Consider the following 24711-nt stretch of genomic DNA (forward strand, 5'->3'; position numbering starts at 1 on the left):
GGTAGCCAAGTCAGCTTCGGGAGAGGCGCGTCAGAAGCTCTACCTGCCTTGGCAGGCAGACCGACCGCAAATCATAGCGCGCCCGCACCAGCTTTCGGCCGGCATCGCGCATCGGCTGGTGACGGTCGGGGTTCGCAAGCGCATCGGTCAGCCCCGCCGACCATGCCTTCACGTCGAAGAAATCGACCAGCCGTCCGGTAACGCCATCCTGGATCACCTCTTCGACCGGCGCGGTCCGCGAGCCCACGACCAGCGCCCCCGCCGCCATCGCCTCGACCATCGACCAGCTGAGGACGAAGGGATAGGTAAGGTAAGCATGGGCCCGGGTGACGTGATAAAGGTCGACCAGCCGGTCATGCGGCAGCTTTCCAACGAAATGCACACGCCCTAGGTCGAGCCTATCCCGAACCTCGGCCAGGAACACATCCTTCCATGTACCGCCCTGCGCGGGCGCAGAGCCGTAACTGTTCCCATCGCCGCCGACGATCACGACCTGCGCGTCGGGCCGCGCGGCGAGCACCTCGGGCAAGGCCCGCATGAAGATGTGGTAGCCGCGATAGGGTTCGAGATTGCGGTTGACGAAGGTCAGCACCTCGTCGCCCGGGCGGAAGCTGCGGCCATCCGGCAAGGCAAAGCGCGCGGCGGGGTTCGGGGCCAGCCGGTCGCAGTCGACCCCGTCAAACAGCACCTCGATGTCCCGGCGCAGGGCGGGGGGATGCGTACTCGCCTGCCATTCGGTCGGCGATAGGCCCATGTCGGCATGGACCAGCGCCTGCGCCAGGTAGGCCGCCCTGCCTTGCGCGATCATCGCCTGGTCAAGGCCGCGTTTCTGGAATTCCGGGTCGAAGCCGCTGTCTGCACCCTTTCCCCGGTAGTAGAACTCGGCATAGACCAGAAGCTTCGCCTCGGGCCAGATTTCCTTCAGGAACAGCGTCTCGCCCCAGCCGGAGTGGCCGAAGATGACATCGGGCACGTAACCCTCGGCGCGCATCTGGCGGGCGAGCCGCGCCGTCACCACGCCCCGGTCGCTCATCGCCGTGTAGTTCCGGCCAAGCCGCGTTGCCTTGGGGTCTACCGCTTCGGGCTTGAAGGTATAGCGCCGGGTCGGCACCAGCAGGTCGGCGCTGCCGTTCGCGGCATCGGCGATCGCGCGCACGTCATGGCCGCGACGCTGCATTTCGGGGGCGAGGTGCAGGAACTGGCCGGGAAAGTTCTGGTGAACGAAGAGAAGCTTCAAGTCCTTGGTCCGAAGGCGGCCGCCATCAGAGCCTTGGTATAATCGGATTTCGGATCGGTAAACACATCCTGACAAGGGCCGCTTTCCACGACATCGCCGTTCTGCATCACCATCACCTTGTGCGCCATGGCGCGGATCACCCGAAGGTCATGGCTGATGAAGATGTAGGCCAGGCCCCATTTCTGCTGGAGGCTGCGCAGAAGGTCGACGATCTGGACCTGCACCGTCATGTCCAGCGCCGAGGTCGGTTCGTCCAGCACGACCAGCGTCGGGCGCAGGATCATGGCGCGGGCGATCGCGATGCGCTGGCGCTGGCCGCCGCTGAATTCATGCGGGTAGCGCGCCATCGTCGCGGGGTCGAGGCCGACCTCACGCATGATCTCGGCCACCATATCCGTGCGGTTGCGGCCGGGTTCGACCCCGTGGACGCCCAGCCCTTCCGAAATGATCTGCTCGACCGTCATCCGGGGCGACAAGCTGCCGTAGGGGTCCTGGAACACGACCTGCATCTCACGGCGCAGGGCACGAAGGTCCGCGCCGCGGCGCCCGCGCAGGTCATTGCCAAGGAACAGGACCGGCCCTTCGCTATGGGTCAGGCGCAGGATCGCCAGCGCCAGCGTGGTCTTGCCTGACCCGCTTTCGCCGACGATGCCAAGGGTCTCGCCCGTGCGGACGGAAAGGGTGGCGTCGTTCACCGCCTTCACATGCCCGACGGTCCGGCGCAGCAGGCCACGCTGGATCGGGAACCAGACTCGCAGATTCTCGGTCCGGACGATCTCTTTCGCGCCATCGGGCACGGGGTCGGGCACGCCCTTCGCCTCGGCAGCCAGAAGCTTCTGGGTATAGGGATGCTGGGGGTTGGCGAAAATCCCGGCCGTGGGGCCCTGTTCCACGATCTCGCCGCCCTGCATCACGCAGACCCGGTCGGCGATGCGGCGGACGATGCCAAGGTCATGGGTGATGAACAGAAGGCTCAGCCCCTCGGACCGCTTGAGATCGGCCAGAAGGTCAAGGATTTGCGCCTGGATGGTCACGTCAAGCGCGGTGGTGGGTTCATCGGCGACCAGAAGATCGGGTCCGTTGGCCAAGGCCATGGCGATCATCACCCGCTGGCGCTGCCCGCCCGAAAGCTGGTGCGGATAGGCGCCCAGACGGCTTCCCGGGTCGCGGATGCCGACCTTGGTCAGAAGCTCCACGATCCGGTCCCGCGCGGCCTTGCCAGTCAGCGCCTGGTGCAGCGCAAGGCTTTCGCCCAGCTGCTTCTCGATGGTGTGGAGCGGGTTGAGCGAGGTCATCGGCTCCTGGAAGATGAAGCTGATCTCGTTGCCGCGTACGCGGCGCAGCTCGGCCTCGGAGACGCCGACCATCTGCCGGCCGCCATAGGTAATTGCCCCGGACACCTCGGCATTGTCGCCTAGGAGGCCAACGGTGGAGAGCGCGGTGACCGACTTGCCCGACCCGCTTTCTCCGACCAGCGCCACCGTCTCGCCCTTCCCGACGGTGAAGGAAACGCCCTTCACCGCCTCAATCCGGCGCCCATCCTGCAGGAAGGTCACGCGCAGGTCCCTGACGTCAAGAAGGCTCATCCCTCGGCCCTCATCTGAACGTCTTTCGCGGATCGAAGGCATCGCGCACGCCTTCGAAGATGAAGACCAGAAGCGACAGCATGATCGCGAAGGTGAAGAAGGCGGTGAAGCCCAGCCAGGGCGCCTGCAGGTTCTGCTGCGCCTGCCGGGTAAGCTGACCCAGGGACGGCAGGCTCGTCGGCAAGCCGAAGCCAAGGTAGTCCAGCGTGGCCAGCGTAGCGATCGTGCCGGTGATGATGAATGGGAGCATCGTCAGCGTGGCGACCATCGCGTTCGGCAGGACATGGCGGAACATGATGAGGATGTCCGGCACCCCGAGCGCGCGGGCTGCGCGGACGTATTCGAAGTTCCGCGCCCGCAGGAACTCGGCCCGGACGACGCCCACCAGAGCGGTCCAGCCGAACAGGACCAGTAGGCCGACCATCAGCCAGAAGCTTTTCGACCAGACCGCCGTCAGGATTATGATGACGTAAAGCGTGGGGATCGAGGACCAAAGCTCGATGAACCGCTGGAAGAAAAGGTCGGTCCGGCCCCCGAAATAGCCCTGCACCGCCCCGGCGGCGATGCCGATGACCGAGGTCAGGAAGGTCACGATCAGCGCGAAGGTCACCGACAGGCGGAAGCCGTAGATGATCCGCGCCAGGACATCGCGGCTGGTGTCGTCGGTGCCCAACAGGTTCTGGCTTGTGGGCGGCCCCGGCGCGACCCCGCCGGTGTCAACGATGGTGTTGTAGCTGTAGGGGATCGGCGGCCAGAGGATCCAGCCTTTGCTCACCGGCTGCCCCGCCGCGGTGCCCGACGCCTCGACCTCGGCGATGATCCCTTCCGGGTCATCCCAGCAGTCCAGCGACCCGGCCGCGATGATCAGGCACTGCACCTCGACCGCCCCGTACTCTGCCTCGGTCCGAAGGTCGCCGCCGAAGGCCTGTTCGGAATGGAAGCTGAAGACCGGCATGTAGAAGGCATCGTTGTGCCGCACGAGGATTGGCCGGTCGTTGGCGATGAACTCGGCGAAGAGCGACAGGCCGTAGAGGACAAGGAAAATCCACAGCGACCAGTAGGCCCGCCGGTTCGCCTTGAAGTTCCGCCAGCGCCGCTGGTTCAGGGGCGAAAGCGCCATCACCCCCGCCTTTCAAAGTCGATGCGCGGATCGACCAGCACATACATCAGGTCCGAGATGATGCCGACCACCAGCCCGATGAGGCCAAAGGCGAACAGCGTGCCGAAGATCACCGGATAATCCCGCTCCACCGCCGCGCGGTAGCCAAGCTGGCCAAGACCATCCAGCGAGAAGATGAACTCGATGATGAGGGAGGAGCCGAAGAAGATGCCAAGGAAAAGCGCCGGGAAGCCTGCGATGACAATCAGCATGGCGTTGCGGAAGACGTGGCCGTAGAGCACCCGCGCCTCCGACAGCCCCTTGGCCCGCGCGGTCATCACATACTGCTTCTTGATCTCGTCCAGAAAGCTGTTCTTCGTCAGCAAGGTCAGCGTCGCGAAGGCCCCGATCAGCTGCGCCGTCACCGGCAGCGTGATGTGCCAGAGGTAGTCCACCACCTTGCCCCAGAGGCTCAGCTCTTCCCAGTTGTCGCTGGTCAGGCCGCGCAGCGGGAACCACTGAAAATAGCTCCCACCTGCGAAGACCACCATCAACAGGATCGCGAACAGGAACCCCGGGATCGCATAGGCCGCGATGATGATGCCGGAGGTCCAGGTGTCGAAACTCGACCCGTCCCGCACCGCCTTCCTGATGCCAAGCGGGATCGAGATCAGATAGGCTATCAGCGTGGACCATAGGCCCAGCGTAATCGACACCGGCATCTTCTCCAGCACCAGATCGACGACGCTGATCGACCGGAAATAGCTCTCACCGAAGTCGAAGGTCAGGTAGTTGCCCATCATGATGAAGAAGCGCTCCATCGCCGGGATCGCCTCTTTCCGGCACTCGGGCGCGGTCACCGAAGGAGTGCCGGTGAAGCCCTCGTCGCAGACGATGCGGGCAAAGCCGAACTGCACTTCCAGCTTGGCCAGAAACTCGGGCGGCAGACCCCGCGCACCGACATAGGTGCCCCCCGCCGCTTCTTCCTGAACCCCGCCGCCTTCGGTGCCGGCAAGGTTTTCGATCGCATCGCCCCCGCCTTCCAGCCGGGCCAGCACCTGCTCGACCGGGCCGCCGGGGACGAATTGCGTGAGGGCGAAGTTGATGACCATCACGCCGAACAGCGTGGGGATCACAAGAAGCAACCGCCGAAGGATATAGGCGCCCAAAGTCCCTGCCCGATCTTGTTCTTCAGAGCGCGCCCTTGGCCTTCAGCGCCGCTGCCTTTTCGGCGTTGTACCACCAGATGCTGAGTTCGCCCAGAGCATAGGGGGGGACGATCTCTGGCCGCTCATACATGTTGTAGTAGGCCACCCAGTTGTCGCGCTTGAACTGGCGCGGCACGATCACGAACTCGGACCGGAGCACCCGGTCGATGGCCCGGATCGCGGTCGTCAGCTCTTCCCGGCTGGTCGCCGCCTCGGCCGCGTCCAGAAGCTTGTCCACCGCCGGGTTCGCATAGCCCATGCGGTTGCGGCTGGAATTGTCCTTGGACACGCTTGCCCAGGCTTGCTTCAGCACACCGCCAGGCTCCAGCCCGCCATTGACCACCGTGGTCGGCAGGGCGTCAAAGTCGAAGTTCGGCGGGCTTGCCCGTTCCTGCAGCTGCGGGTCGTCGATGATGTCAAAGCTGGCATCCACGCCCAGCGCGCGGAGGTTTTCCACATAGGCGTTCATCACCGGCAGAAGGTCGGTCCGGGCATGGACCATCGCCATCTTGAGCGTCTCGCCCTTGGCATTCCGGCGCATCCCGTCGTCACCCACCGTCCAGCCGGCCTCGTCCAGCAGGGCCGAGGCGCGGCGCAGGTTCCCACGGTCCAGCGCCCGGTCCTCGGACGAGACCGAGGCCATCTTCACCTCATCCGTCAGGATGTTCGCAGGCAGCAGGCCCTCGTCCACCAGCGGCTGGAGAAGCGCCACCTCGCCCGGCGTCGGCACCCCCGTCGCCGCCATCTCCGAGTTCTCCCAGATCGAGTTGATCCGGGTCAAAAGCCCGTAGAACAGCGCCTTGTTCGACCATTCGAAGTTGTACATCAGCCCCAGCGCTTCCCGCACGCGCGGGTCCTGGAACTGTTCCCGGCGCAGGTTGAAGATGATCGACTGCCCCCCGGCAATGTTGCCTGACGGGATCACCTCGGTCACCACGTCGCCGGCCGCGACGGCCGGGAACTGGTAGTTGTTGGCCCAGCGCTTGGGGTCGCTTTCGGGGCGGAAGGTGTAGACCCCGGCCTTGAACGCCTCCATCGCCGCGTTGTCGTCGCCGAAGTATTCGATGCGAATGCGGTCAAAGTTGTTCTGGCCGACGTTCAGGGGGTGCTTCTCGCCCCAGTAGTCCGGGTCGCGGGCATAGATCACCTGCTGGCCGGGCTTGAAGCTTTCCAGCACATAGGCCCCGGTCCCAAGGAACGGCTCGAGGCTCGACTTCTCGAGGTCGCGGTTGTTCTCTTCGTAGTGCTTCTTGGAAAAGATGATCGTCCCGCCGGCCTGCGCCGGCATGTCGCGGAAGGGTGTGCCGGGGGTGAAGGTGAACTTGATGCGGTAGGGGTCCAGCACCTCCACCGACTCGAACTTGCCGCCCGCCACTGCGCGGTATTCCGGAATACCCTTCTCCATGAAAAGGTTGTGGCTGAAGAGCACATCCTCTGCCGTCATCGGCGTGCCGTCCGAGAATGTCACATCCTTCCGCAGGTTGAAGATCACCCAGGACCGGTCCTCGGGGTATTCCATCGTCTCGCACAGAAGGCAGTAGGCAGCGCTGACATCGTCCAGCGTGCCTGACAGGATGGATTCGTAGAAGATCGAGGACAGCGCCGCCGCGTTGCCCGCGATGGCATAGGGATTGAACGAATCGAAGCTGCCGGGGGCCCACTGGCTCATCTCGCCGCCCTTGGGGGCATCCGGGTTCACGTAGGGCAAGTGGGTGAAATCGGCAGGCAGGGCGAGATCGCCGAAGGTCGAGATGCCGTGCGACACGATGACCTTCTGATCCGCTTCTTGCGCGCGCACCGACAAGGTCTGTGCCGCCAGCGCAAGGATCAGCGTGCCGGTCGCCAGAAGCAACCCGCGCACCATTGCCCGACTGTCCCTGACCGCCCCCATGGACGCGCTTGCCCCATTCGTCATCGGATCACCTCTGCCGATATGCCCCAACCACTTCATTTATGCTAAATCACGCTTTGTCGAGGCAACAAAGTTGCGATTGGCACGTGCGTTTGCGTGAGCGCGCTGAAATGCAAAAAAGCCGCCCACGTCGGGCGGCTTTTCCAACTGGTGCCTATCTCGTGGTCAGGGCTGTGTCGTCGCCATGTAGGCGATGACGTTTGCGCGATCCTCGGCCTTGGGCAGACCCGCGAAGGCCATCTTGGTGCCCGGCATGTTCTTCTTTGGGTTCTCGAGGAAGGCATTCAGCGCCTCCGGGGTCCAGGGTTCGGCCGCCAGCGCAGCCATTGCCTCGGAGTAGGCAAAGCCGGCAACAGCCGCATGCATCCGCCCGACCACGCCATTCAGATGCGGGCCGACGCCATCGCTTCCGTCCAGCTTGTGGCAGGACGCGCACTTCCGGAAGACCGTTTCGCCCGCGGCCGGATCGGCCGAGGCCAGCAGGGTTGCAAAGTCCGGGCCTGCCTCGGCGCCTTCTGCCGCGGCTTCTTCCGCTCCGGTATCGATCGAATAGGCCTGTGCGATTTCCTCGCCGCCATGCCCGCCATGCTTCGCACCGCCCACGGTGAAGAGCGAGTTGCCCGCCCAGCCCAGAAGCAGGAACACCAGAAGCGATCCGCAGACCGCCCCCACCGCCTTGGTCATCGTCATCGTGTCGAACATGCTGCCTACGTCCCGTCAGGTTTCGCGCGGTATCTACATGCTTCCGTTGCCGGGTTTCAAGGTGTAGACGCGCGACGAAACGCCTCTCATGGCAGGTTTTTTGGGACAGGGACGCCACGAATGACCGGACGCATCGCCTTTCAGGGAGAGTTGGGGGCCTATTCCCACCAGGCCTGCCAGCAATCGCGCCCCGATATGGAGGCTGTCCCCTCGACGACCTTCGAGGATGTCGTGGACAAGGTTGTGCGGGGCGAAGTCGATCTTGGTATGCTTGCGGTCGAGAACTCGACCTATGGCCGCGTTGCCGACGTCCATTCCCTTTTGCCGAAGTCGGGCCTGCATATCGTGGACGAGGCTTTCGTCCGCGTGCATGTCAACCTTCTTGGCGTGCCGGGGGCAAAGCTTTCGGACGTGCGCGAAGCCTTCGGGCACGTGGTGATCCTGCCGCAATGCGCGGGCTTCCTGAAGGCGCATGGGATACAGGGTCGCGTCAGCAGCGATAACGCCCGCGCCGCGCGCGAGGTGGCCGAGGCCGGCGACAAGTCCCGCGCAGCACTTGCCAGTACGCTTGCCGCCTCGATCTACGGGCTTGAGGTGCTGGCCGCGCAGATCGAGGATCAGGCGAACAACACGACCCGTTTCCTCGTGATGTCGCGGGACCCGGACCACCGCCGCCGCGGCACGGGCAAGATGATCACCACCTTCACCTTCCGCGTCCGCAACATCCCGGCTGCGCTTTACAAGGCTCTGGGGGGGTTCGCGACCAATGGCGTGAACATGACCAAGCTGGAAAGCTACATGGTCGGCGGCACCTTCACCGCGACCGAGTTCTACGCCGACATCGAAGGCCATCCCGAAGATCCGAACGTGGCACTGGCGCTCGAGGAGTTGCGCTACTTCACCTCGGAACACCGCATCGTCGGGGTCTATCCCGCCGACCGCGAACGGGGCTGACCTTCAGCGGCGCTCGCGGGCATAGCGGTCCTCGATCCGCTCGCCCAGCTGGTCCACCCGCTTTTCCATGCGCTCTTCCACCTTGCGCCTGGCCAGCCGCAGCGTGTTCAGGAACAGCCGCGCCGCCAGCGTCTTGGGCTTTGCCTCGACCGACACCTTCAGGCGGCTGCGGCGCGGCGACAGGGCCTTCGTCTCCATCTGCGTGGTGCCGTAAAGTGCCTGCCCCTCGAAGGAATAGCCGATGATCTCGTCCTGCACGATCTCGTCGATGCGGATCAGCACGTTGCGCGTCCGTCCGCGGAACCGGAGCTTGATTCGCCACCCGGCCCCGACACCGGTCAGCGGCATGTCGGCGGGACGCTGCACCTCGATCCCGCGGCGGACCGCCTCGTGCTCCCAGGTCGCGCTGTCGCAAAGATAGGCATGAACGAACGCCACCGGAGCGTCGATGTCGGTCTTCACCGTCAGTTTCATCCGTGGGTCCGGTCCTTCCTGGAAAACAGCCGGGGCAAGATTGCCTCAATCCAGCCGGTCGGCAAGCCAGTTGCGCAAGAGGAACTCGGCAATCGCCCCCCGGCGCGGCGGCCGGATCGCCGGGTGCCGGCCCGCCAGCACCTGCACCAGCTCGTCCCGCGTGACCCAGACCGCCGCCTCCAGCTCGTCCGGGTCCAGCGTGATGGCACTGCTCGTCGCCTCGGTCCGCATCCCGATCATCAGCGAGGCCGGGAAGGGCCAGGGCTGGCTCGCAAGATACCCGACCGCGCCGCAGGTGATGCCCGCCTCCTCAAAGACCTCGCGCCGGACAGCGGCTTCCAGCGTCTCTCCGGGTTCGACAAATCCGGCCAGCACCGAATACATCCCCTCGGGCCAGCCCGGGCTGCGCCCCAGCAGAACCGAGTTGCCCCGCGTAACCAGCATGATGACCACCGGGTCGGTGCGTGGGAAATGCTGGGCACCGCAGGCCTCGCAGCTCCGCTGCCAGCCGCCTGCCGTCATCTCCGAAGCTGCTCCGCAGGCCGCGCAGAACCCGTGGCTGCGGTGCCACTGGACCAGCGCCTTGCCCGTTGCCGCCAGTTCCGCCTCGCGCGCGGTCAATTGCGTCATCAGGCTCCGCAATTCGTGGAACCCGACGTCCCGGCCCAGCGCCGGATGATGCTGTGCCGTGACATCGCTGAACCCCGACAGGACCGCATCCGCCCCGGTTTCCGGCATCCAGTCCGACAGATCGGTCGCAAAGCGCGGCAGGTCGCCGTCCAGCCCGAGGAAGACGGCCTGACGCGCCTGGGCAAGGGCCGGATCGCCTGGCCGAAGCCAGGCCAGACAGCCGTCCTCTCTGGCCAGCACCTTGCCGCGCCACAGGGGCAGGACCCAGCCCTGCCGATAGGCCTCGGCCAGGCGCCCCGCGTCCTTGCGAAGCTCGGCCGCCCGGTTCAGGCCCGAACCGCCGAAGGTCACTGTTTCGGCATTCCGCACTCTGTCACCCCTTTCCCACCCGCTTTCGCTGCGGAATGCCAGTTCACGGCCCGGAAGACCAGCCTGATGCATGGTTGACGGGCATGACAGCGGTGTCCCCGGCCGGATTGGGGGCGACTGGCGAAACAGTCTGAAAACATTCGATTTGCCATAGGCTTCCCACAACTTTTACGCTAAACATTCTGAAGTAATTGCGCCACAGGTTTAGAAATCCGGCCCGCCGCCTATCGCCAGGTTCGGGACGAACGTGGAAGGTTCGGGAAGAGTGCCAGCGTCAGGTTCCGCCTCGGATGTGACCGCCAGCGCGACCCCGATCGACCAATCCGACGGGACCTCGATCCTTGCCCCGGGTCTTGTAGCCCCGCCAAGTGCGCTGAAGCTGCGCCTGATCGCCACAACCGATCTGCACGCCAGCCTTCTGCCCTACGACTATCACTCAAACCGCCCCGTCGCCGGACGAAGTCTCAGCACGATCGTCAACCAGATCGCCCAGGCACGGTCCGAGGTGCCCAACAGCCTGCTGTTCGACAACGGTGACTTCCTCCAGGGCAATCCTCTTGCCGAATACATCGCCCGCGCCCCGCGGCGCCGCCGGACCCATCCGGTGATCGCGGCCTTCAATTCCCTCGGCTATGACGCTGCCACGCTTGGCAATCATGAATTCAACTACGGCGTCCACTTCCTGTCCACCGCCCTCGCGCGGGCCCAATTCCCGGTGGTCTCGGCCAATATCGCCACCCGTCTCGGCAAAAGCCCACTGCGCGACAAGACCCTTGTGCCGCCCTTCGCCCTGCTCAAGCGCCAGTTTCTCGACGGAACGGGCAGGGCGCATTGGGTGCGGATCGGGGTGATCGGCTTCGCGCCGCCGCAGATCGAGGTCTGGGACCAGGATCAGCTCAGCGGTCGCATCTGGACCCGCGACATCGTAACCGCCGCCCGGGCCTGGCTGCCACGGATCAGGGCGCGCGGGGCCGACATCATCGTTGCCCTCGCCCATTCCGGCATCGGCGAGATCGAGGCCGAGCATGGAACCGAAAACGCCGCCGCAGCCCTTGCCGCCCTGCCCGAGATCGACGCTGTGATCGCCGGACATTCGCACATGATCTTCCCGGGGCCCGAAATCGCGGCCGCCGCCGGGGTCGATCCCGCGCTCGGCCTTCTGGCCGGCAAACCGGCAGTCATGCCGGGGCATTCGGGCAGCCATATCGGGATCATCGATCTTATCCTGGCCCGTGGCGGGCCGGGCCGTCGGCGCTGGACGGTCGAGGCCTTTCGGTCTTCCCTGCGCGCAAGGTCCGACCAGGCCGAGGTGCGAAGCCGCAACCTCCGCCAGACCGTGGGGCCTGACCACCGGGCCGCGCTGGCATGGTCGCGCCAGCAGCTTGGCACCTCGCGCGTGCCGCTGCACACCTATTTCGCAACCGCCGCCCCCAGCGCGGCGCTCGACCTGATCGCCGAGGCGAAGGCGGCCCATGTCCGGTCCCGGCTGGCCGGCACGGAATGGGCCGATCTTCCTGTCCTTGCCACGGCCTCGCCCTTCCGGTCCGGCGGCCGCGGCGGACCGGACAATTTCACCGACATCCCGGCGGGTCCGATCCGGCTGCGCAACATTTCGGACCTTTACTGCTTTCCGAATACGCTGGTGGCGCTTGCCCTGACCGGGGCCGAGCTTGGCGAGTGGCTGGAACAGTCCGCCTCGCTCTTCCTGCGGATCATGCCGGGCTCGGTCGACGCCCCGCTGCACGACACGGCAAGGCCGGCCTTCTCGTTCGACGTCGTCCCAGGCGTGGCTTATGCGGTAGACCTCAGCCAGCCGCCCCGGTTCGACATGTCGGGGCGAATACTGAACCCAGGGGCCCAACGTGTCATAGGGCTCAGCCTCGACGGGGAACCGCTTGACCCGGAGCGGCGCCTGATCCTTGTAACCAACAACCATCGCGCCAGCCTGGCCAATGCGGCGCGCGAGGGGAACCCGCTGACCATCGCACTGTCCGAAGGCACCCGAACGCAGGACGTTCTCGCGGACTATGTCCGCGCGGCAAGCCCGGTTGGCGCGCCGCCACGGCCATGCTGGAGCTTCTTGCCGATGCCCGGAACGACCGTGACCCTGCGCAGCGGCCCGGGATCGCTGCCCCATCTCGGCGACCTTTCGCCCTACCGGCCCGAGCCTCTGGGCACCGACGCCGAGGGCTTTCGCCTCTACCGGCTGCATCTCTGATCGGCTATAGCCCCGGCAATTGCTGGAGGCCGGAATGTATGATGCGCTGCTGTTCGATCTTGATGGCACCCTGATCGATACCGAAAGCATTGCTCTGGAAACCGGGCTGGCCGCCTTTGCCGCCGCCGGTCACCCGGTGGATGAAGACTTCATGCACCGTCTTGTCGGGCGGGACGAACCGACCGCCGCATCGATCATCCGTGCCGCACTTCCTGCGGCGGACCTTGACGCCATCAACCGCAGCTGGCGCGCCGCCTTTGCCGAAGGCGTGGAACGGGGCCTGCCGCTGAAACCCGGCGCGGCCGAGCTTCTGTCCCTTGCGCGCCAGCCCCTCGCCATCGTCACTTCGACAGGGCGGCAAGGGGCGCATCGCAAGCTTGCCATCGCCGGGATTGCCGGATCCTTCACCCATGTCGTCACGCTGGACGACGTGACAATGCCCAAGCCCGCGCCCGACCCCTACCTTCTGGCCGCATCCCTCTTCGGGTTCGCCACGAGCCGCTGTCTTGTTTTCGAGGACAGCGAAACCGGTGCCGAGGCCGCGCACCGGGCTGGCTGCGTTGTGGTGCAGGTGCCGGACGTCGTTCCCAGCGCAGGCCGCTGGGCCCACCACCTTGCGCCCGACCTCATGACCGGGGCGCGGATGGCCGGGCTGATCTGACGCCCGCAGCGGCGCTGTCAAAGATTAAGAAATCCTGAATGAAAACACGTAACTGATTGATTCAGATATATTATCTCATTTTGACCACTGTGGTCACCCTAGCAAACCATGACCTGCGCCGGGTCAAACAGGAAGGGCGCGACGATCCCGCAGGTGTCCGCCAGAGGAAGCAGGCTCTCCGGTACCTCCATCCCGATCACCTCCCGCATGAACCGCGCCCGTGCCGCACAGCGCCGGGCCACATTCGGGAAATCCCGCTCCAGGTCAGCCCGCAGGGCGGCGTCGGCGATGACATAGCCGTCCTCCATCCGGGTCGAGCCATAGACGGGATGCGAAGGGATCACATCCATCTGCATCGCCATGCCGCTCGCGATCGGATCGGTCGACCCTTCCCGGATGGGGGACGAAATCCACTCATCCAGCCCGATCAGGTGGCCGGGGTTCAGGGTCACGCCGAACCGGTCGGGCGGCAAGGCGGCCATCATGTGGGCCCAGACGTAGCCTCCGGATACCCCCGGCCGCATCATCGCGCACCAGTCCGACATGGCCGAGACATAGGGTTCGACAAAGGCCTCCAGATAGTCCTGCGCCGCCATCGGCAGGTCCCCCGGCCCGCGCGCGAGCCAGCCCGCCCGGCAGATGTTGGCCCCCCAGTGGCAGACGTTGAAGCTGACCGGCAGGCCCGCCGACAGGTGCCGCCCCGCCGGTCCGCAAAGCCCCGGCACCTCTCCGACCGCAAAGGTCATGTGACAGCCCCACGGCAAGCCGCCGATCCGCGCCGCCTCAACCGCCTGGAAGTCGGTGATCCCTTCACGGAAGGCATAGACCAGCCGCTTCAGCGCCGCCGCGGCCATGTGATTGGCGAACTCCAGCCGCGCGATCTCGGCAGCGTCCACCCGGGCGCGGAGGCCGTGGGTGGGGTGCATCATCAGGGCCGTCGCATTCTCCACCCGTGCCGCCAGCCGCCGCAGCGGGTCGGCCAGGAAGGCGGGGATGTCCAGCGCCGTCGCGGGATCGTCCACCTCGTCCGGCCCGTACCATTTCCACCCCACCGCCCCCACGGTGTCGTCCAGCGCCAGCATCTCGGCCAGCCAGTCGATCAGCCGCCGCCCGCCCCGGGGCTGCGAGGGCAGCGACAGGCTGGAGCAATGCCCAGTCCGCACGACCCCCGCCCGCACCAGCGGCGAGACTTCGGTGTAGGCAAGGCACTCGTTCCCGGCCAGAAGCAGCGCATCCCCCGGCGTCACCACCAGCACCGCCTCTTCGAAGCGGGGGTCGAAGCCGGTCAGCCAGTGCAGGTTCGCCGCATGCTCGCGGTCGCCGTAGACGACGACCGCATCATATCCCGCCCTCGCCGCAGCCACCCGCAACGCCTGCAGCCGGGCCTCGCATTCCTTGACCGAAAGGGCCGGAGGGGTGTCAGGAGTGCCGTGGTCGGGCCAGTCGATGCGGATGAGTCGGGTCATGGCTTCGGTCCTTTCAGGGCAGCTTAGCCGGTCGGCCGCAATCGGGCCACCTGCTTGCACGATGGCTCTGCATCCCCTATATCGCCCCATGAGAGGTTGGCGCGGGTAAGCGCCTCGCCAACCCGGTCAGGTCCGGAAGGAAGCAGCCGTAACGAGCCCCGCTTGGGTCGTTGTCCAGCCTCTCACCTTGTTCCCCCCATCGCCCCGGTCTAGGATCACGCGAACAGGGGAGCCTCATGTCCGACCAGCCCGCCTATCAGGTCCTCGCCCGCAAGTACCGCCCCCAGACCTTCGCCGATCTCATCGGCCAGGAGGCGATGGTCCGCACCCTGAAGAACGCCTTCGCGGCCGACCGGATCGCGCATGCCTTCGTGATGACCGGCGTCCGGGGGGTGGGCAAGACCACGACGGCGCGGATCATCGCCAAGGGGCTGAACTGCGTGGGCCACGATGGCTCTGGCGGTCCGACGACCGAACCCTGCGGTGTCTGCGAGCCCTGCCGCGCGATCGCCGAAGGCCGCCACGTCGACGTGATGGAGATGGACGCGGCGTCCCGAACCGGGGTTGGCGATATCCGCGAGATCATCGATTCCGTGCACTACCGGGCGGCTTCGGCGCGGTTCAAGGTCTACATCATCGACGAAGTCCACATGCTGTCGACCGCGGCCTTCAACGCGCTGCTGAAGACGCTCGAAGAGCCGCCCGCCCATGTGAAATTCATCTTCGCCACCACCGAGATCCGCAAGGTCCCCGTCACGGTCCTGTCGCGCTGCCAGCGGTTCGACCTGAAGCGGATCGAGCCCGAGGTGATGATGGAACATCTCGCCCGCGTGGCCGACCTTGAAGGCGCAAAGCTGGCTCCCGATGCCCTTGCCCTCATCACCCGCGCCGCCGAAGGCTCGGTCCGCGACGCGATGAGCCTGATGGACCAGGCCATCGCCCATGGCGCGGGCGAGACCACGGGCGATCATATCCGCGCCATGCTGGGTCTGGCTGACAGGGGCCGGACGCTGGACCTTTTCGATCTGGTGATGAAGGGTGACGCCGCAGCGGCGCTGGCAGAGCTTTCCGCGCAATATGCCGACGGGGCGGACCCGATGGCCGTCCTGCGTGACCTCGCCGAGATCACGCACTGGATTTCCGTCATCAAGATCAACCCGGCCTCGGCCGAGGATCCAACCACGCCGCCGGACGAACAGTCCCGTGGCCGCGACATGGCCGCCCGCCTGCCGATGCGCGCGCTGACGCGGATGTGGCAGATGCTGCTGAAGGCGATCGAAGAGGTTGCGCTGGCGCCGAACGCGATGATGGCCGCCGAGATGGCGGTGATCCGCCTGACCCATGTGGCCGACCTCCCCGATCCCGAGACACTGGTGAAGAAGCTCTCTGAGAGCTCGCGTCCCCCGGCCACCTCCGGCGGGATGACGACGGGGGGTGCTCCGGCCGGGGGTGGCGGCACGGTCCATGCGCCGCGCCTCGCCCCGGTCCATGCCGCACCGGTCCGCGGCCCGACGATGACTGCGGCTGCCCCGGCCCTGGCCGAGGGGCAGTTGCAGGTCTATGCGACCTTCGACTCGGTGGTCGAACTGATCCGCCAGAAGCGCGACATGCTGCTTCTGAACGAGGTCGAGACTGGGCTGCGCCTTGCCCGCTACGCGCCGGGCCGGATCGAGTTCGAACCCGCGCCTGCCGCACGGGCGGACCTTGCCGCGCGGCTGGGTCAGCGCCTGCAGGGCTGGACCGGCGCACGGTGGGCGGTGTCGGTCGTGTCCTCTGGCGGGGCCCCGACGATTGCCGAGTCCCGCGATGCAGCGCTTGCCGAGCTGCGGGCCGATGCCGCCGGGAACCCCCTGGTGCAGGCGATCCTTGCGGCCTTTCCGGGCGCGCGCATCTCGGACGTCCGCAGCCCCGAGGCGCTGACAGCCGAGGCCGCCGCCGCGGCGCTGCCGATTGCCGAACCCGAGGCCGACGAAGACTGGGACCCCTTCGAGGAATGACCCCCCGCCGCGCGACAGACGATGATGCGGCGACGCTTGCGCGGTTGAACGGCCATGTCCAGTCATGGCACGCCCAGCATTACCCCGAGGCCTTCTACCCCGCGCCTGATCTGGTCGCCCTTACCGACTGGTTCCGCGACCGCCTGGCCGACCCCGCGACCACCGCCTTCCTGATCGGCGAACCGGCCCTTGGCTACGCCCTCTGCCAGCTTCAGACGCGGGAGTCTTCGCTCTTCTCGCCTGCCGTCCGCCGCCTCCTGATCGACCACATCGCCGTCGCCCCCGAGACGCGCCGCCAGGGGCACGGGCGCGCGCTTCTGATGGCCGCGCGGGATCTGGGCCGCGATCTTGAGGTCGACGAGGTCCTGCTGGACACCTGGGAGGCCAATACCGAGGCCCATGCCTTCTTCCGCGCGGCGGGCTTTCTTCCGCGCAGGATGCTCTTTCGCGCCACCCCCTGACCTTGCACGACCGGCCTTCCGCCCGTATCTGAGAAGAAACGGACGGAGAACGACATGCTGAAAGGTCTCGGCGGACTGGGCGGGCTTGGCGACATGGCCAAGATGATGAAGGCCGCGCAGGAGATGCAGACGAAATATGCCGAGCTGCAGGGCGAACTGGCCCGCATGGTGGTGGTCGGCGAATCCGGGGCGGGGCTGGTGAAGGCCCGGGCCACGGCGAAGGGAGAGGTGACGGGCCTCGACATCGACCCGTCGATCCTGGTTCCGTCCGAGAAGGAATTGGTCGAGGACCTGATCCTTGCGGCGATCCACGATGCCCAGGCCAAGGCCCGCGCCCGGACCGAGCAGGAGATGACGAAGCTGGCCGAGGAGATGGGCGTGCCCCCCGGCATGAAGCTGCCGTTCTAGGATGGCACCGGGACCTTCAGACGAGACCGGCATCGAGGCGCTGATCGAGCTGATGGCGAGGCTGCCCGGCCTTGGCCCCCGCTCAGCGCGGCGGGCGGTGCTGGTCCTTCTGAAGAAGCGCGCGCAGTTGATGGCCCCCCTTGCGCAGGCCTTGGCCGAGGTGGCGCTGGCGGCGAAGGATTGCCAGCTCTGCGGCAACATCTCGACCGGGGATATCTGCCCGATCTGCGCTGACCCCGCCCGTGCGACAGGCGAGATCTGCGTGGTCGAGGATGTGGCCGACCTTTGGGCGATGGAGCGGGGGCGGGTCTTTCGCGGACGGTATCACGTGCTCGGCGGCACCCTCTCGGCGCTGGACGGGATGGGGCCGGATGAACTTGGCATCCCGCGGCTGGTGGCCCGGGTGGGCGAAGAAGGGGTCCGTGAGGTGATCCTGGCGCTCAATGCCACCGTCGATGGTCAGACGACCGCGCATTACATTGCCGACGCGCTGGCCGCGACGGCGGCGCAGGTCACCACGCTCGCTCAGGGCGTGCCGATCGGGGGCGAGCTCGACTATCTGGACGACGGCACCATCGGTGCGGCGCTCAGGGCGCGGCGGAAGCTTTAACCTAGTTTCGAGGGTGTCACACCCCTCGCACTCCCCTGGGATACTTCCTTCAGATAAGAAGACGGGGAGGCACTTATATCCCCGCATACCATTCGTAGCCGCGGTCGGCCCAGTAGCTGCCGCGACCGAAGCCAAGGCCGGCGAAGCTGTCGGTCAGCTCCACGGTGTGGACGTACTTCGCCATCTTGTAGCCGAGCTGCCGTTCGACCCGAAGCCGCAGCGGTGCACCATTCGCGACCGGCAAGGGTGACCCGTTCATCGCATAGGCGAGGATAGTCTGGGCATGGAAGGCGTCCTGAAGGTCGATGCTTTCGTAGTAGAAGACCTCGCCCGACAGGCTGCGCTCAATCGCGTCGAAGCAATGGAAGACGGCATAGCGGGCGGTGAGTTTCGGCTTTGCCAGGGCAAGGACAGTGCCAAGCGGCACGCCCTGCCATTTGGCGATGCAGCTCCAGCCCTCGACGCAGTCGTGGCGGGTGATCTGGGTGCGCGAGGGCATGTCGGTCAGGTCGGCGAGGGAGAGGGTGAGCGACATCTCGACAAGGCCGGTTACCGTCAGCCGATAGTCGGCGAAGGCGGTTTCGGCCATCCGGCGATACTCGGTGCTGGAGGGGTCGGTCGAACCGTTCGGGCGCATCCCCTGGCGGATCTCTGCTTCCGAGAATTCGGGCGCGAGGCGGTCACCGATCACGGCGCGCTGGACAGCTTTGGTCAGGCCCTCATGGCTGGCGAAGAGTGCGCGCAGGGTGCTGTCGCGATCGGTCGCACTGTCGAAGACCTTGCAGCCGGAAAGCGCCAGCGCGGCCCCGCCGAGAAGCAGTCTGCGTCGGTCAAGCATGGTCATCCCCATCGGTGCGATACCAGCCGGTCAGGATCGACCGCATCTCGTTCAGGGGGCCGGCCAGCAGGATCATCGCCATGTGGACGGCGAAGAAGCCGACCAGCGCGACCATGGTCAGGAAATGGATCGTCCGCGCGGACTGCCGCCCGCCGAAGAGGTCCAGAAGCCAGGGTGCTGCGGCGTTGAAACCGGGGGACATGGAAAGCCCGGTGAGGATCATCAGCGGTAGCGCCACGAAAAGGACCCCGGCATAGGCGAGCTTTTGGAGGACGGAATAGTCCTTGCCGTGGTGAAAGCGCAGGCGAGCATGGTCGGCAACATCGCGCGGCAGGGCGCGAAGGTCGGCAAGGGTGGGCACCAATTGGCGCAGATGCCCGTTCAGGGCTGAAGCGATGAGCCAGACGCCAAGCGTGATGACCAGCACCCAGGCGAAGAAGAAATGGATGATCCGTCCGGTCGCAAGGCTCGTCTTCGACGGGATCGTCAGGGCCGCCGGAAAGGCGCGTGCATCTCCATTCGAGACGCCGAGGAAGCCGGTCGTGTCGAACGTGTTACCGAAAACCCTGGTAACGCCGCGAGTTTCATCCCCGACCTCGACCGCGCCGATTTCAAGGATCGCGTTTTCGTAGTCGAACCCTGATTCCTGCCCGATGTGCAGGCTGGGAAAGGCGTTGAAGATCTGCAGGCCGGTGAGCATCAGCACAGAAATGCTGAATGCCCAGACCCAATGGGTGATCCGGGTTATCAGTCGCTGGCGGTAGATGAGCGGTCCATTCGGCATGGGCGATCCCTTCCTGTTGCCGAAGCAACGGACCGCCGAAACGGAAGTTTCACCGAGCGGTGCCAAACTCGCCTGATTGCATTTCACCCCCCGGCGGCTTATCTCGGATCACCGACCGGAAGAGGCTGAACAGGCGCCCCTGATGAACTGGATCACCAACTACGTCCGCCCGAAGATCAACTCGCTGTTCTCGCGGCGCGAAGTGCCCGAGAACCTGTGGACGAAGTGCCCGGAATGCGGGACCATGCTTTTCCACCGCGAGCTTTCTGGGAACCTCAACGTCTGCTCGAACTGTGATCACCACATGGCGATCAGCCCGCGCGAACGGTTCGAGGCCCTGTTCGACGGCGGCATCTTCACCGAGGTGAAAGTGCCCGAGCCGGTGGCCGACCCGCTGCATTTCCGCGACCAGAAGAAATACCCCGAGCGGATCAAGGCCGCACAGAAGGCGTCGGGCGAGAAGGACGCAATGCTTGTGGCCGAGGGCGAAGTGTCGCGCACGCCCATCGTTGCCGCCGCGCAGGACTTTTCGTTCATGGCCGGGTCGATGGGCATGTATGTCGGCAACGCGATCATCGCGGCGGCCGAGCGGGCGGTGAAGCTGAAGCGTCCGCTGGTGCTTTTCTCCGCCTCGGGCGGGGCACGGATGCAGGAGGGGATGCTGTCCCTGATGCAGATGCCCCGCACCACCGTGGCGGTGCAGATGCTGAAGGAAGCGGGCCTGCCCTATATCGTCGTCCTGACCCATCCGACGACCGGCGGGGTGACGGCAAGCTATGCCATGCTGGGCGACGTGCAGATCGCGGAACCAAACGCCCAGATCGGCTTTGCCGGGGCCCGGGTGATCGAACAGACGATCCGCGAGAAGCTGCCCGAAGGCTTCCAGCGCGCGGAATACCTTCTGGATCACGGGATGCTGGACCGCGTGGTGCACCGGAAGGCGATGAAGGACGAACTTGTCACGCTGATCCGCATGCTGACCGGACAGCCACCGGCGATCAAGGGTGACCTTCCGCCCCCGGTCGAGAAGGCCCCGGAACCAGCGGGCGCCAAGGCGTGAGCCCCTCGTCCGACGTCATCCTGGAACGGATGATGACGCTGCACCCGAAGGTCATCGACCTGACCCTGGGGCGCGTCGAACGGCTGCTGGCGGCCCTTGGGAACCCCGAGCGGCAGATCCCGCCGATCATCCATATCGCCGGAACGAACGGCAAGGGCAGCACGCAGGCGATGATCCGTGCGGGTCTGGAGGCAGGCGGGGACCAGGTTCACGCCTATACCTCGCCCCATCTTGCGCGGTTCCATGAACGGATCCGCCTTGCGGGAGAGCTGATCTCGGAAGACCTGCTCACGCGGCTTCTGGACGAGTGCGTGACGGCGAACGGGGGAGAGGAGATCACCTTCTTCGAGATCACCACCTGCGCGGCCTTCCTGGCCTTCGCCCGCGTCCCTGCGGACTGGACATTGCTTGAAGTGGGGCTTGGCGGGCGGCTTGACGCGACGAACGTGGTCGATCACCCGCGCCTGACGATCATCACGCCGGTCAGCCTGGACCATCAGGCCTTCCTGGGCGACACAGTGGGCGCGATTGCCGGCGAGAAGGCCGGGATCATCAAGCGCGGGGTGCCGGTGATTGTCGGCCCCCAGACCGACGAGGGGCTGGCGGTGATCGAGGCCAAGGCCGCACGGATGGGTGCACCGGTCCTCGCTTTCGGGCAGCACTGGCATGTGGGCGAGGATCGGGGGCGGCTGGTCTTTCAGGACGAACGGGGCCTTCTGGACCTGCCGCTGCCGAACCTGCCCGGGCCGCACCAGATCCAGAACGCCGGGGCAGCAATTGCCGCCCTGCGCCATCTGGGCCGGGACGAGGCCGCCTGCGAGGCGGCGGTGACCCGCGCAGAATGGCCCGCCCGGATGCAGCGCCTGCGCCGGGGGCCGCTGGTCGGCATGGCCCCGAAGGTCGAGCTCTGGCTCGACGGCGGGCACAACCCGGCGGGCGGCGAGGCGATTGCCGCGACGCTGGCCCGGATGCCCGAACGCGAGACGCATCTGATCTGCGGGATGCTGAACACCAAGGACGTCCGGGGCTACATGGTCCCGCTTGCGCCCCACGTCCGGCGGCTGCATGCGGTGTCGATCCCAGGCGAGAAGAACACGCTGCCCGCCGAGGTCACACAGGACGCCGCCCGGTCTGCAGGCATGGAGGCGGTTACGGCCAGGTCGGTGGCCGATGCGCTGGCCGCGATCACCGCGACATCGCCCGAGGCGCGCGTCCTGATCTGCGGCTCGCTTTACCTCGCCGGAACGATCCTGCGCGAAAACGGCTGACGGTTACGCGCGTCGTTGACTGCGTCACTCCTCGCCCACCCGACGAGAAGACGAAGTCGCACGAGGAGGTGTCAGACCTCTGCCCCGTAGCGCGCCATGAAGATGTCCACCGCCCCTCCGACACTTCGGCTGACCGCCTCCGGGGTGATCGTCTCGGCCATGCCGAACAACAGTCGCTCCTGCACCCCGGCCTTGCACAGCTGGATGAACTGTTCGGCGGCCAGGTCCACATCCTCGATCTTCAGCCGTCCCTCGGTCACGTAGTGCCGCAGGTGGTGCACCAGCCGCGACTGGACGAGACCCGGTCCGGTTTCATAGAACTGCTGGCCAAGCCCTGGGAACTGCTGGCCTTCGCCCACAACGATGCGGAACATCTGCTGACCAAAGTCCGACATCTGGAACGCGGCGATCCGTTCTGCAACGATCGTCATCGCCGCCCGGACCGGCAGGGCAGGGTCAATCGCCGCTTCGGCCGCCTCGGTCTGGCGCAGGCATTCGGCCCTTGCCACTTCCAGGAACATCCGCTGCTTGTCGGGGAAGTAGGCATAGATCGTCGCCTTGGACACCCCCGCCTCGCGGGCGATGTCATCCACCGCCGCACGCTCGAACCCGTCGCGCAGGAAGACCTTGCGCGCACCGTCCAGCACCTGGTCGAACTTCCGGCCGCGCCGGACACCTTGATCGGAAACGATGCTCATCAGACCCCCACCAAGGGACCATAGGGCATCGCGGTCCGGCGCGGCAAGCGGCGCGGAAAGTGACGTCACTGTCCGGGGGCGCAGATGACGGTGGCGCCGGGAACACAATCCATCGTCGACGGGGTGGTCACGGGTTCCGGGAAGGTAAGCGACGGCAGGAGAACCGAGAGCGACTGGGCGGCGACGGGCGCGGCAAGCAGGGCTGCGGTGACGACAAGGATGACGAGGCGTTTCATGGCAGATTCCCTTTCTGAACTGTTGAGTTCACCTGAATAAGTGAACTCGCGGGTTCAGAACTGTCAAGCAGTGCTTGAACTCGTAAGTTCACTTTTCCCAGTTGCGTCGCCGATGCACCGCATTAGATTGGAATCATTCTAAAGAAAGGCCAGTCGCCATGCTCTCCGCCCTGACCAACCGCCGCCGCTTTGCCGACCTGAGCGAGCAGGAGGTGCTGGCGCTGGCCATTTCGTCCGAAGAGGACGACGCGCGCATCTACCGCAGTTTCGCCGAGCGGTTGCGGAAGGACTATCCGTCTTCGGCGGCGGTTTTCGACGGCATGGCGCTGGAAGAGGACGGCCATCGCCGCCGCCTGATCGACCTGCATCAATCCCGCTTTGGCGAGGTCATTCCCCTGATCCGGCGCGAGCATGTCGCCGGGTTCTACGCCCGACGCCCGGTCTGGCTGGCGGCGAACCTGTCCCTGGACACCATCCGGGGCGAGGCGCGGGCGATGGAGCAGGCCGCGCAGGATTTCTACACCCGTGCCGCCGCCCGCACCCCGGACGCCGCGACCCGCAAGCTTCTGGGCGACCTCGCCGCCGCCGAGGCGGGACATGAGCGTCATGCCGAAGGTCTTGAGGCCAGGCACCTGCCCGAGGATGCCCGCGCCGATGAGGATGCAAGCGCCAAGCGCCAGTTCGTCCTGACCTGGGTGCAGCCGGGCCTTGCGGGGCTGATGGACGGTTCGGTCTCGACCCTGGCGCCGATCTTCGCGACCGCTTTTGCCACGCAGGATACCTGGACGACCTTCCTCGTCGGCTCGGCAGCTTCGGTCGGGGCGGGGATCTCGATGGGCTTCACCGAAGCGGCCCATGACGACGGCGTCCTTTCCGGTCGCGGTTCGCCGCTGAAGCGGGGCATCGCCTCGGGCGTGATGACCACGATCGGAGGGATGGGCCACGCCCTGCCCTACCTGATCCCGGATTTCTGGACCGCTACCACGATCGCCGTCGCCGTCGTCTTCGTCGAGCTCTGGGCGATCGCCTGGATCCAGAACCGCTACATGGAGACGCCGTTCTTCCGGGCGGCCTTGCAGGTCGTCCTTGGCGGTGCTCTGGTCTTTGCCGCAGGGGTGCTGATCGGGGGCGGCTAGATGTATCGCAAAGGGGAAGTCCGCTACGAGGCGCTTCCGCTGCCCGACCGCGTTCAGATGGACGAGCCCGAGGCCCTGGCGGCGTCGGAACGGTTCCTTGCCTACATGCGCAGGCGTCATTCCGTCCGCGACTACTCTGCCCGCCCGGTGCCCGAAGCGATCATTTCAGCCTGCATCGCTGCGGCCGGAACCGCGCCATCCGGAGCAAATCACCAGCCGTGGCATTTCGTGGCGATCTCGGACCCCGCGATGAAGGCCCGCATCCGGGACGGGGCCGAAGAGGAAGAGCGCGCCTTCTATTCCGGCGGCGCGGGCGATGAATGGCTGGCTGCGCTGGAACCGATCGGGACCGGGGTGTCGAAGCCGCACCTGACCGATGCACCCTGGCTGATCGTGGTCTTCGCCCAGCGCTACGGAGTGACCGAGGACGGGACACGCTACAAGAACTACTACGTGCCGGAAAGCGTGGGCATTGCCACGGGCATCCTGATCACCGCCCTGCACCACGCGGGCCTCGTCTGCCTTGAACACACGCCGAACCCGATGAAGTTCCTCGGGCCGCTCTGCGGTCGGCCCGAGCATGAAAAGCCGGTGATGATCCTGCCGGTCGGCTATCCGGCCGACCAAGCCACCGTGCCGGCGGTGGCCAAGCGGAAGAAGCCGCTGGACGCGATCCTTTCGGTCTTCCGGGGCTGAGCC

At 66.1% G+C, this 24711-nt stretch carries 24 protein-coding genes and 1 other RNA gene; 12 read left to right on the forward strand and 13 right to left on the reverse strand.

Annotation, left to right across the window (positions count from 1 at the left end):
• Positions 1-10: 10 nt before the first annotated feature.
• From AC2D9V_RS04015 to AC2D9V_RS04040, 6 genes are all read right to left on the reverse strand, one after another.
• Positions 11-1237 (reverse strand): glycosyltransferase, encoded by a 1227-nt coding sequence (locus tag AC2D9V_RS04015; protein WP_484712745.1) that lies wholly within the window; start codon positions 1235-1237, stop codon positions 11-13.
• Complete coding sequence (locus tag AC2D9V_RS04020) at positions 1234-2823, reverse strand: ABC transporter ATP-binding protein (protein WP_484712746.1); 1590 nt, start codon at positions 2821-2823, stop codon at positions 1234-1236. The genes AC2D9V_RS04015 and AC2D9V_RS04020 overlap by 4 nt, the downstream gene beginning before the upstream one ends.
• Positions 2824-2833: 10 nt before the next feature.
• Entirely contained in the window at positions 2834-3943 is a 1110-nt protein-coding gene (locus AC2D9V_RS04025) for an ABC transporter permease (RefSeq protein ID WP_484712747.1), read from the reverse strand.
• A complete protein-coding gene (locus AC2D9V_RS04030; protein WP_484712748.1) occupies positions 3943-5091 on the reverse strand; it encodes a microcin C ABC transporter permease YejB in 1149 nt (382 codons plus the stop codon). Before AC2D9V_RS04030 ends, AC2D9V_RS04025 begins: the two co-directional genes overlap by 1 nt.
• Before the next feature lie 22 nt (positions 5092-5113).
• Complete coding sequence (locus AC2D9V_RS04035) at positions 5114-7045, reverse strand: extracellular solute-binding protein (RefSeq protein WP_484712749.1); 1932 nt, start codon at positions 7043-7045, stop codon at positions 5114-5116.
• 162 nt (positions 7046-7207) lie between these two features.
• The gene (locus tag AC2D9V_RS04040; RefSeq protein WP_484712750.1) at positions 7208-7744 is read right to left on the reverse strand and encodes a c-type cytochrome; all 537 of its coding nucleotides are present in this window, start codon (positions 7742-7744) and stop codon (positions 7208-7210) included.
• A 120-nt stretch (positions 7745-7864) separates the two neighbouring features.
• Between AC2D9V_RS04040 and AC2D9V_RS04045 the strand changes: the two genes are divergently transcribed.
• Positions 7865-8698 carry a prephenate dehydratase gene (locus AC2D9V_RS04045; protein ID WP_484712751.1) on the forward strand — a complete coding sequence of 278 codons (834 nt, stop codon included), beginning with the start codon at positions 7865-7867 and terminating at the stop codon, positions 8696-8698.
• 3 nt (positions 8699-8701) lie between these two features.
• Here the strand turns inward: AC2D9V_RS04045 and AC2D9V_RS04050 are convergent, their stop codons facing one another.
• Both AC2D9V_RS04050 and nudC read right to left on the reverse strand, forming a co-directional pair.
• Positions 8702-9172 carry an SRPBCC family protein gene (locus AC2D9V_RS04050; RefSeq protein ID WP_484712752.1) on the reverse strand — a complete coding sequence of 157 codons (471 nt, stop codon included), beginning with the start codon at positions 9170-9172 and terminating at the stop codon, positions 8702-8704.
• Positions 9173-9217: 45 nt separating this feature from the next.
• Positions 9218-10171: an NAD(+) diphosphatase gene (nudC, locus tag AC2D9V_RS04055; protein WP_484712753.1), complete on the reverse strand. Its 954-nt coding sequence runs from the start codon at positions 10169-10171 to the stop codon at positions 9218-9220.
• Positions 10172-10436: 265 nt separating this feature from the next.
• On the opposite strand from nudC, the gene AC2D9V_RS04060 reads away from it, so the two are divergent.
• Together AC2D9V_RS04060 and AC2D9V_RS04065 are read left to right on the forward strand one after the other, a co-directional pair.
• Positions 10437-12389, forward strand: coding sequence for a bifunctional 2',3'-cyclic-nucleotide 2'-phosphodiesterase/3'-nucleotidase (locus tag AC2D9V_RS04060; protein ID WP_484712754.1), 1953 nt, complete (start codon positions 10437-10439; stop codon positions 12387-12389).
• A gap of 34 nt (positions 12390-12423) precedes the next feature.
• Positions 12424-13050 (forward strand): HAD family hydrolase, encoded by a 627-nt coding sequence (locus AC2D9V_RS04065; RefSeq protein WP_484712755.1) that lies wholly within the window; start codon positions 12424-12426, stop codon positions 13048-13050.
• Between the two features lie 98 nt (positions 13051-13148).
• On the opposite strand, the gene AC2D9V_RS04070 is transcribed toward AC2D9V_RS04065, so the two are convergent.
• On the reverse strand, positions 13149-14516 hold the full coding sequence (locus AC2D9V_RS04070) for an aminopeptidase P family N-terminal domain-containing protein (protein ID WP_484712756.1): 1368 nt from the start codon (positions 14514-14516) through the stop codon (positions 13149-13151).
• Positions 14517-14605: 89 nt separating this feature from the next.
• Here AC2D9V_RS04070 and ffs point away from each other — a divergent pair.
• From ffs to recR, 5 genes are all read left to right on the forward strand, one after another.
• Positions 14606-14704: signal recognition particle sRNA small type (gene ffs, locus AC2D9V_RS04075), an RNA gene on the forward strand.
• 48 nt (positions 14705-14752) lie between these two features.
• Positions 14753-16513: a DNA polymerase III subunit gamma/tau gene (locus tag AC2D9V_RS04080; protein ID WP_484712757.1), complete on the forward strand. Its 1761-nt coding sequence runs from the start codon at positions 14753-14755 to the stop codon at positions 16511-16513.
• Entirely contained in the window at positions 16510-16974 is a 465-nt protein-coding gene (locus AC2D9V_RS04085) for a GNAT family N-acetyltransferase (RefSeq protein ID WP_484712758.1), read from the forward strand. Before AC2D9V_RS04080 ends, AC2D9V_RS04085 begins: the two co-directional genes overlap by 4 nt.
• Positions 16975-17028: 54 nt before the next feature.
• A complete protein-coding gene (locus tag AC2D9V_RS04090) occupies positions 17029-17382 on the forward strand; it encodes a YbaB/EbfC family nucleoid-associated protein (RefSeq protein WP_484712759.1) in 354 nt (117 codons plus the stop codon).
• Between the two features lies 1 nt (position 17383).
• Positions 17384-17992, forward strand: a complete 609-nt coding sequence (recR, locus tag AC2D9V_RS04095; protein ID WP_484712760.1) for a recombination mediator RecR — start codon at positions 17384-17386, stop codon at positions 17990-17992.
• Positions 17993-18065: 73 nt separating this feature from the next.
• On the opposite strand, the gene AC2D9V_RS04100 is transcribed toward recR, so the two are convergent.
• Together AC2D9V_RS04100 and AC2D9V_RS04105 are read right to left on the reverse strand one after the other, a co-directional pair.
• On the reverse strand, positions 18066-18830 hold the full coding sequence (locus tag AC2D9V_RS04100; RefSeq protein WP_484712761.1) for a molybdopterin-dependent oxidoreductase: 765 nt from the start codon (positions 18828-18830) through the stop codon (positions 18066-18068).
• Positions 18823-19614 (reverse strand): cytochrome b/b6 domain-containing protein, encoded by a 792-nt coding sequence (locus AC2D9V_RS04105; RefSeq protein ID WP_484712762.1) that lies wholly within the window; start codon positions 19612-19614, stop codon positions 18823-18825. Before AC2D9V_RS04105 ends, AC2D9V_RS04100 begins: the two co-directional genes overlap by 8 nt.
• Before the next feature lie 142 nt (positions 19615-19756).
• Between AC2D9V_RS04105 and accD the strand changes: the two genes are divergently transcribed.
• Positions 19757-20674, forward strand: coding sequence for an acetyl-CoA carboxylase, carboxyltransferase subunit beta (accD, locus tag AC2D9V_RS04110; protein WP_484713399.1), 918 nt, complete (start codon positions 19757-19759; stop codon positions 20672-20674).
• Between the two features lie 29 nt (positions 20675-20703).
• Complete coding sequence (locus AC2D9V_RS04115; RefSeq protein WP_484713400.1) at positions 20704-21942, forward strand: bifunctional folylpolyglutamate synthase/dihydrofolate synthase; 1239 nt, start codon at positions 20704-20706, stop codon at positions 21940-21942.
• A gap of 71 nt (positions 21943-22013) precedes the next feature.
• On the opposite strand, the gene AC2D9V_RS04120 is transcribed toward AC2D9V_RS04115, so the two are convergent.
• A complete protein-coding gene (locus tag AC2D9V_RS04120; protein WP_484712763.1) occupies positions 22014-22640 on the reverse strand; it encodes a TetR/AcrR family transcriptional regulator in 627 nt (208 codons plus the stop codon).
• 65 nt (positions 22641-22705) lie between these two features.
• Positions 22706-22876, reverse strand: coding sequence for a hypothetical protein (locus tag AC2D9V_RS04125; RefSeq protein WP_484712764.1), 171 nt, complete (start codon positions 22874-22876; stop codon positions 22706-22708).
• Between the two features lie 158 nt (positions 22877-23034).
• On the opposite strand from AC2D9V_RS04125, the gene mbfA reads away from it, so the two are divergent.
• Together mbfA and AC2D9V_RS04135 are read left to right on the forward strand one after the other, a co-directional pair.
• Entirely contained in the window at positions 23035-24012 is a 978-nt protein-coding gene (mbfA, locus tag AC2D9V_RS04130; protein WP_484712765.1) for an iron exporter MbfA, read from the forward strand.
• Positions 24013-24708, forward strand: a complete 696-nt coding sequence (locus AC2D9V_RS04135) for a nitroreductase family protein (protein ID WP_484712766.1) — start codon at positions 24013-24015, stop codon at positions 24706-24708.
• Positions 24709-24711: the final 3 nt, after the last annotated feature.

The sequence above is a fragment of the Tabrizicola sp. T46 genome, from assembly GCF_057219895.1.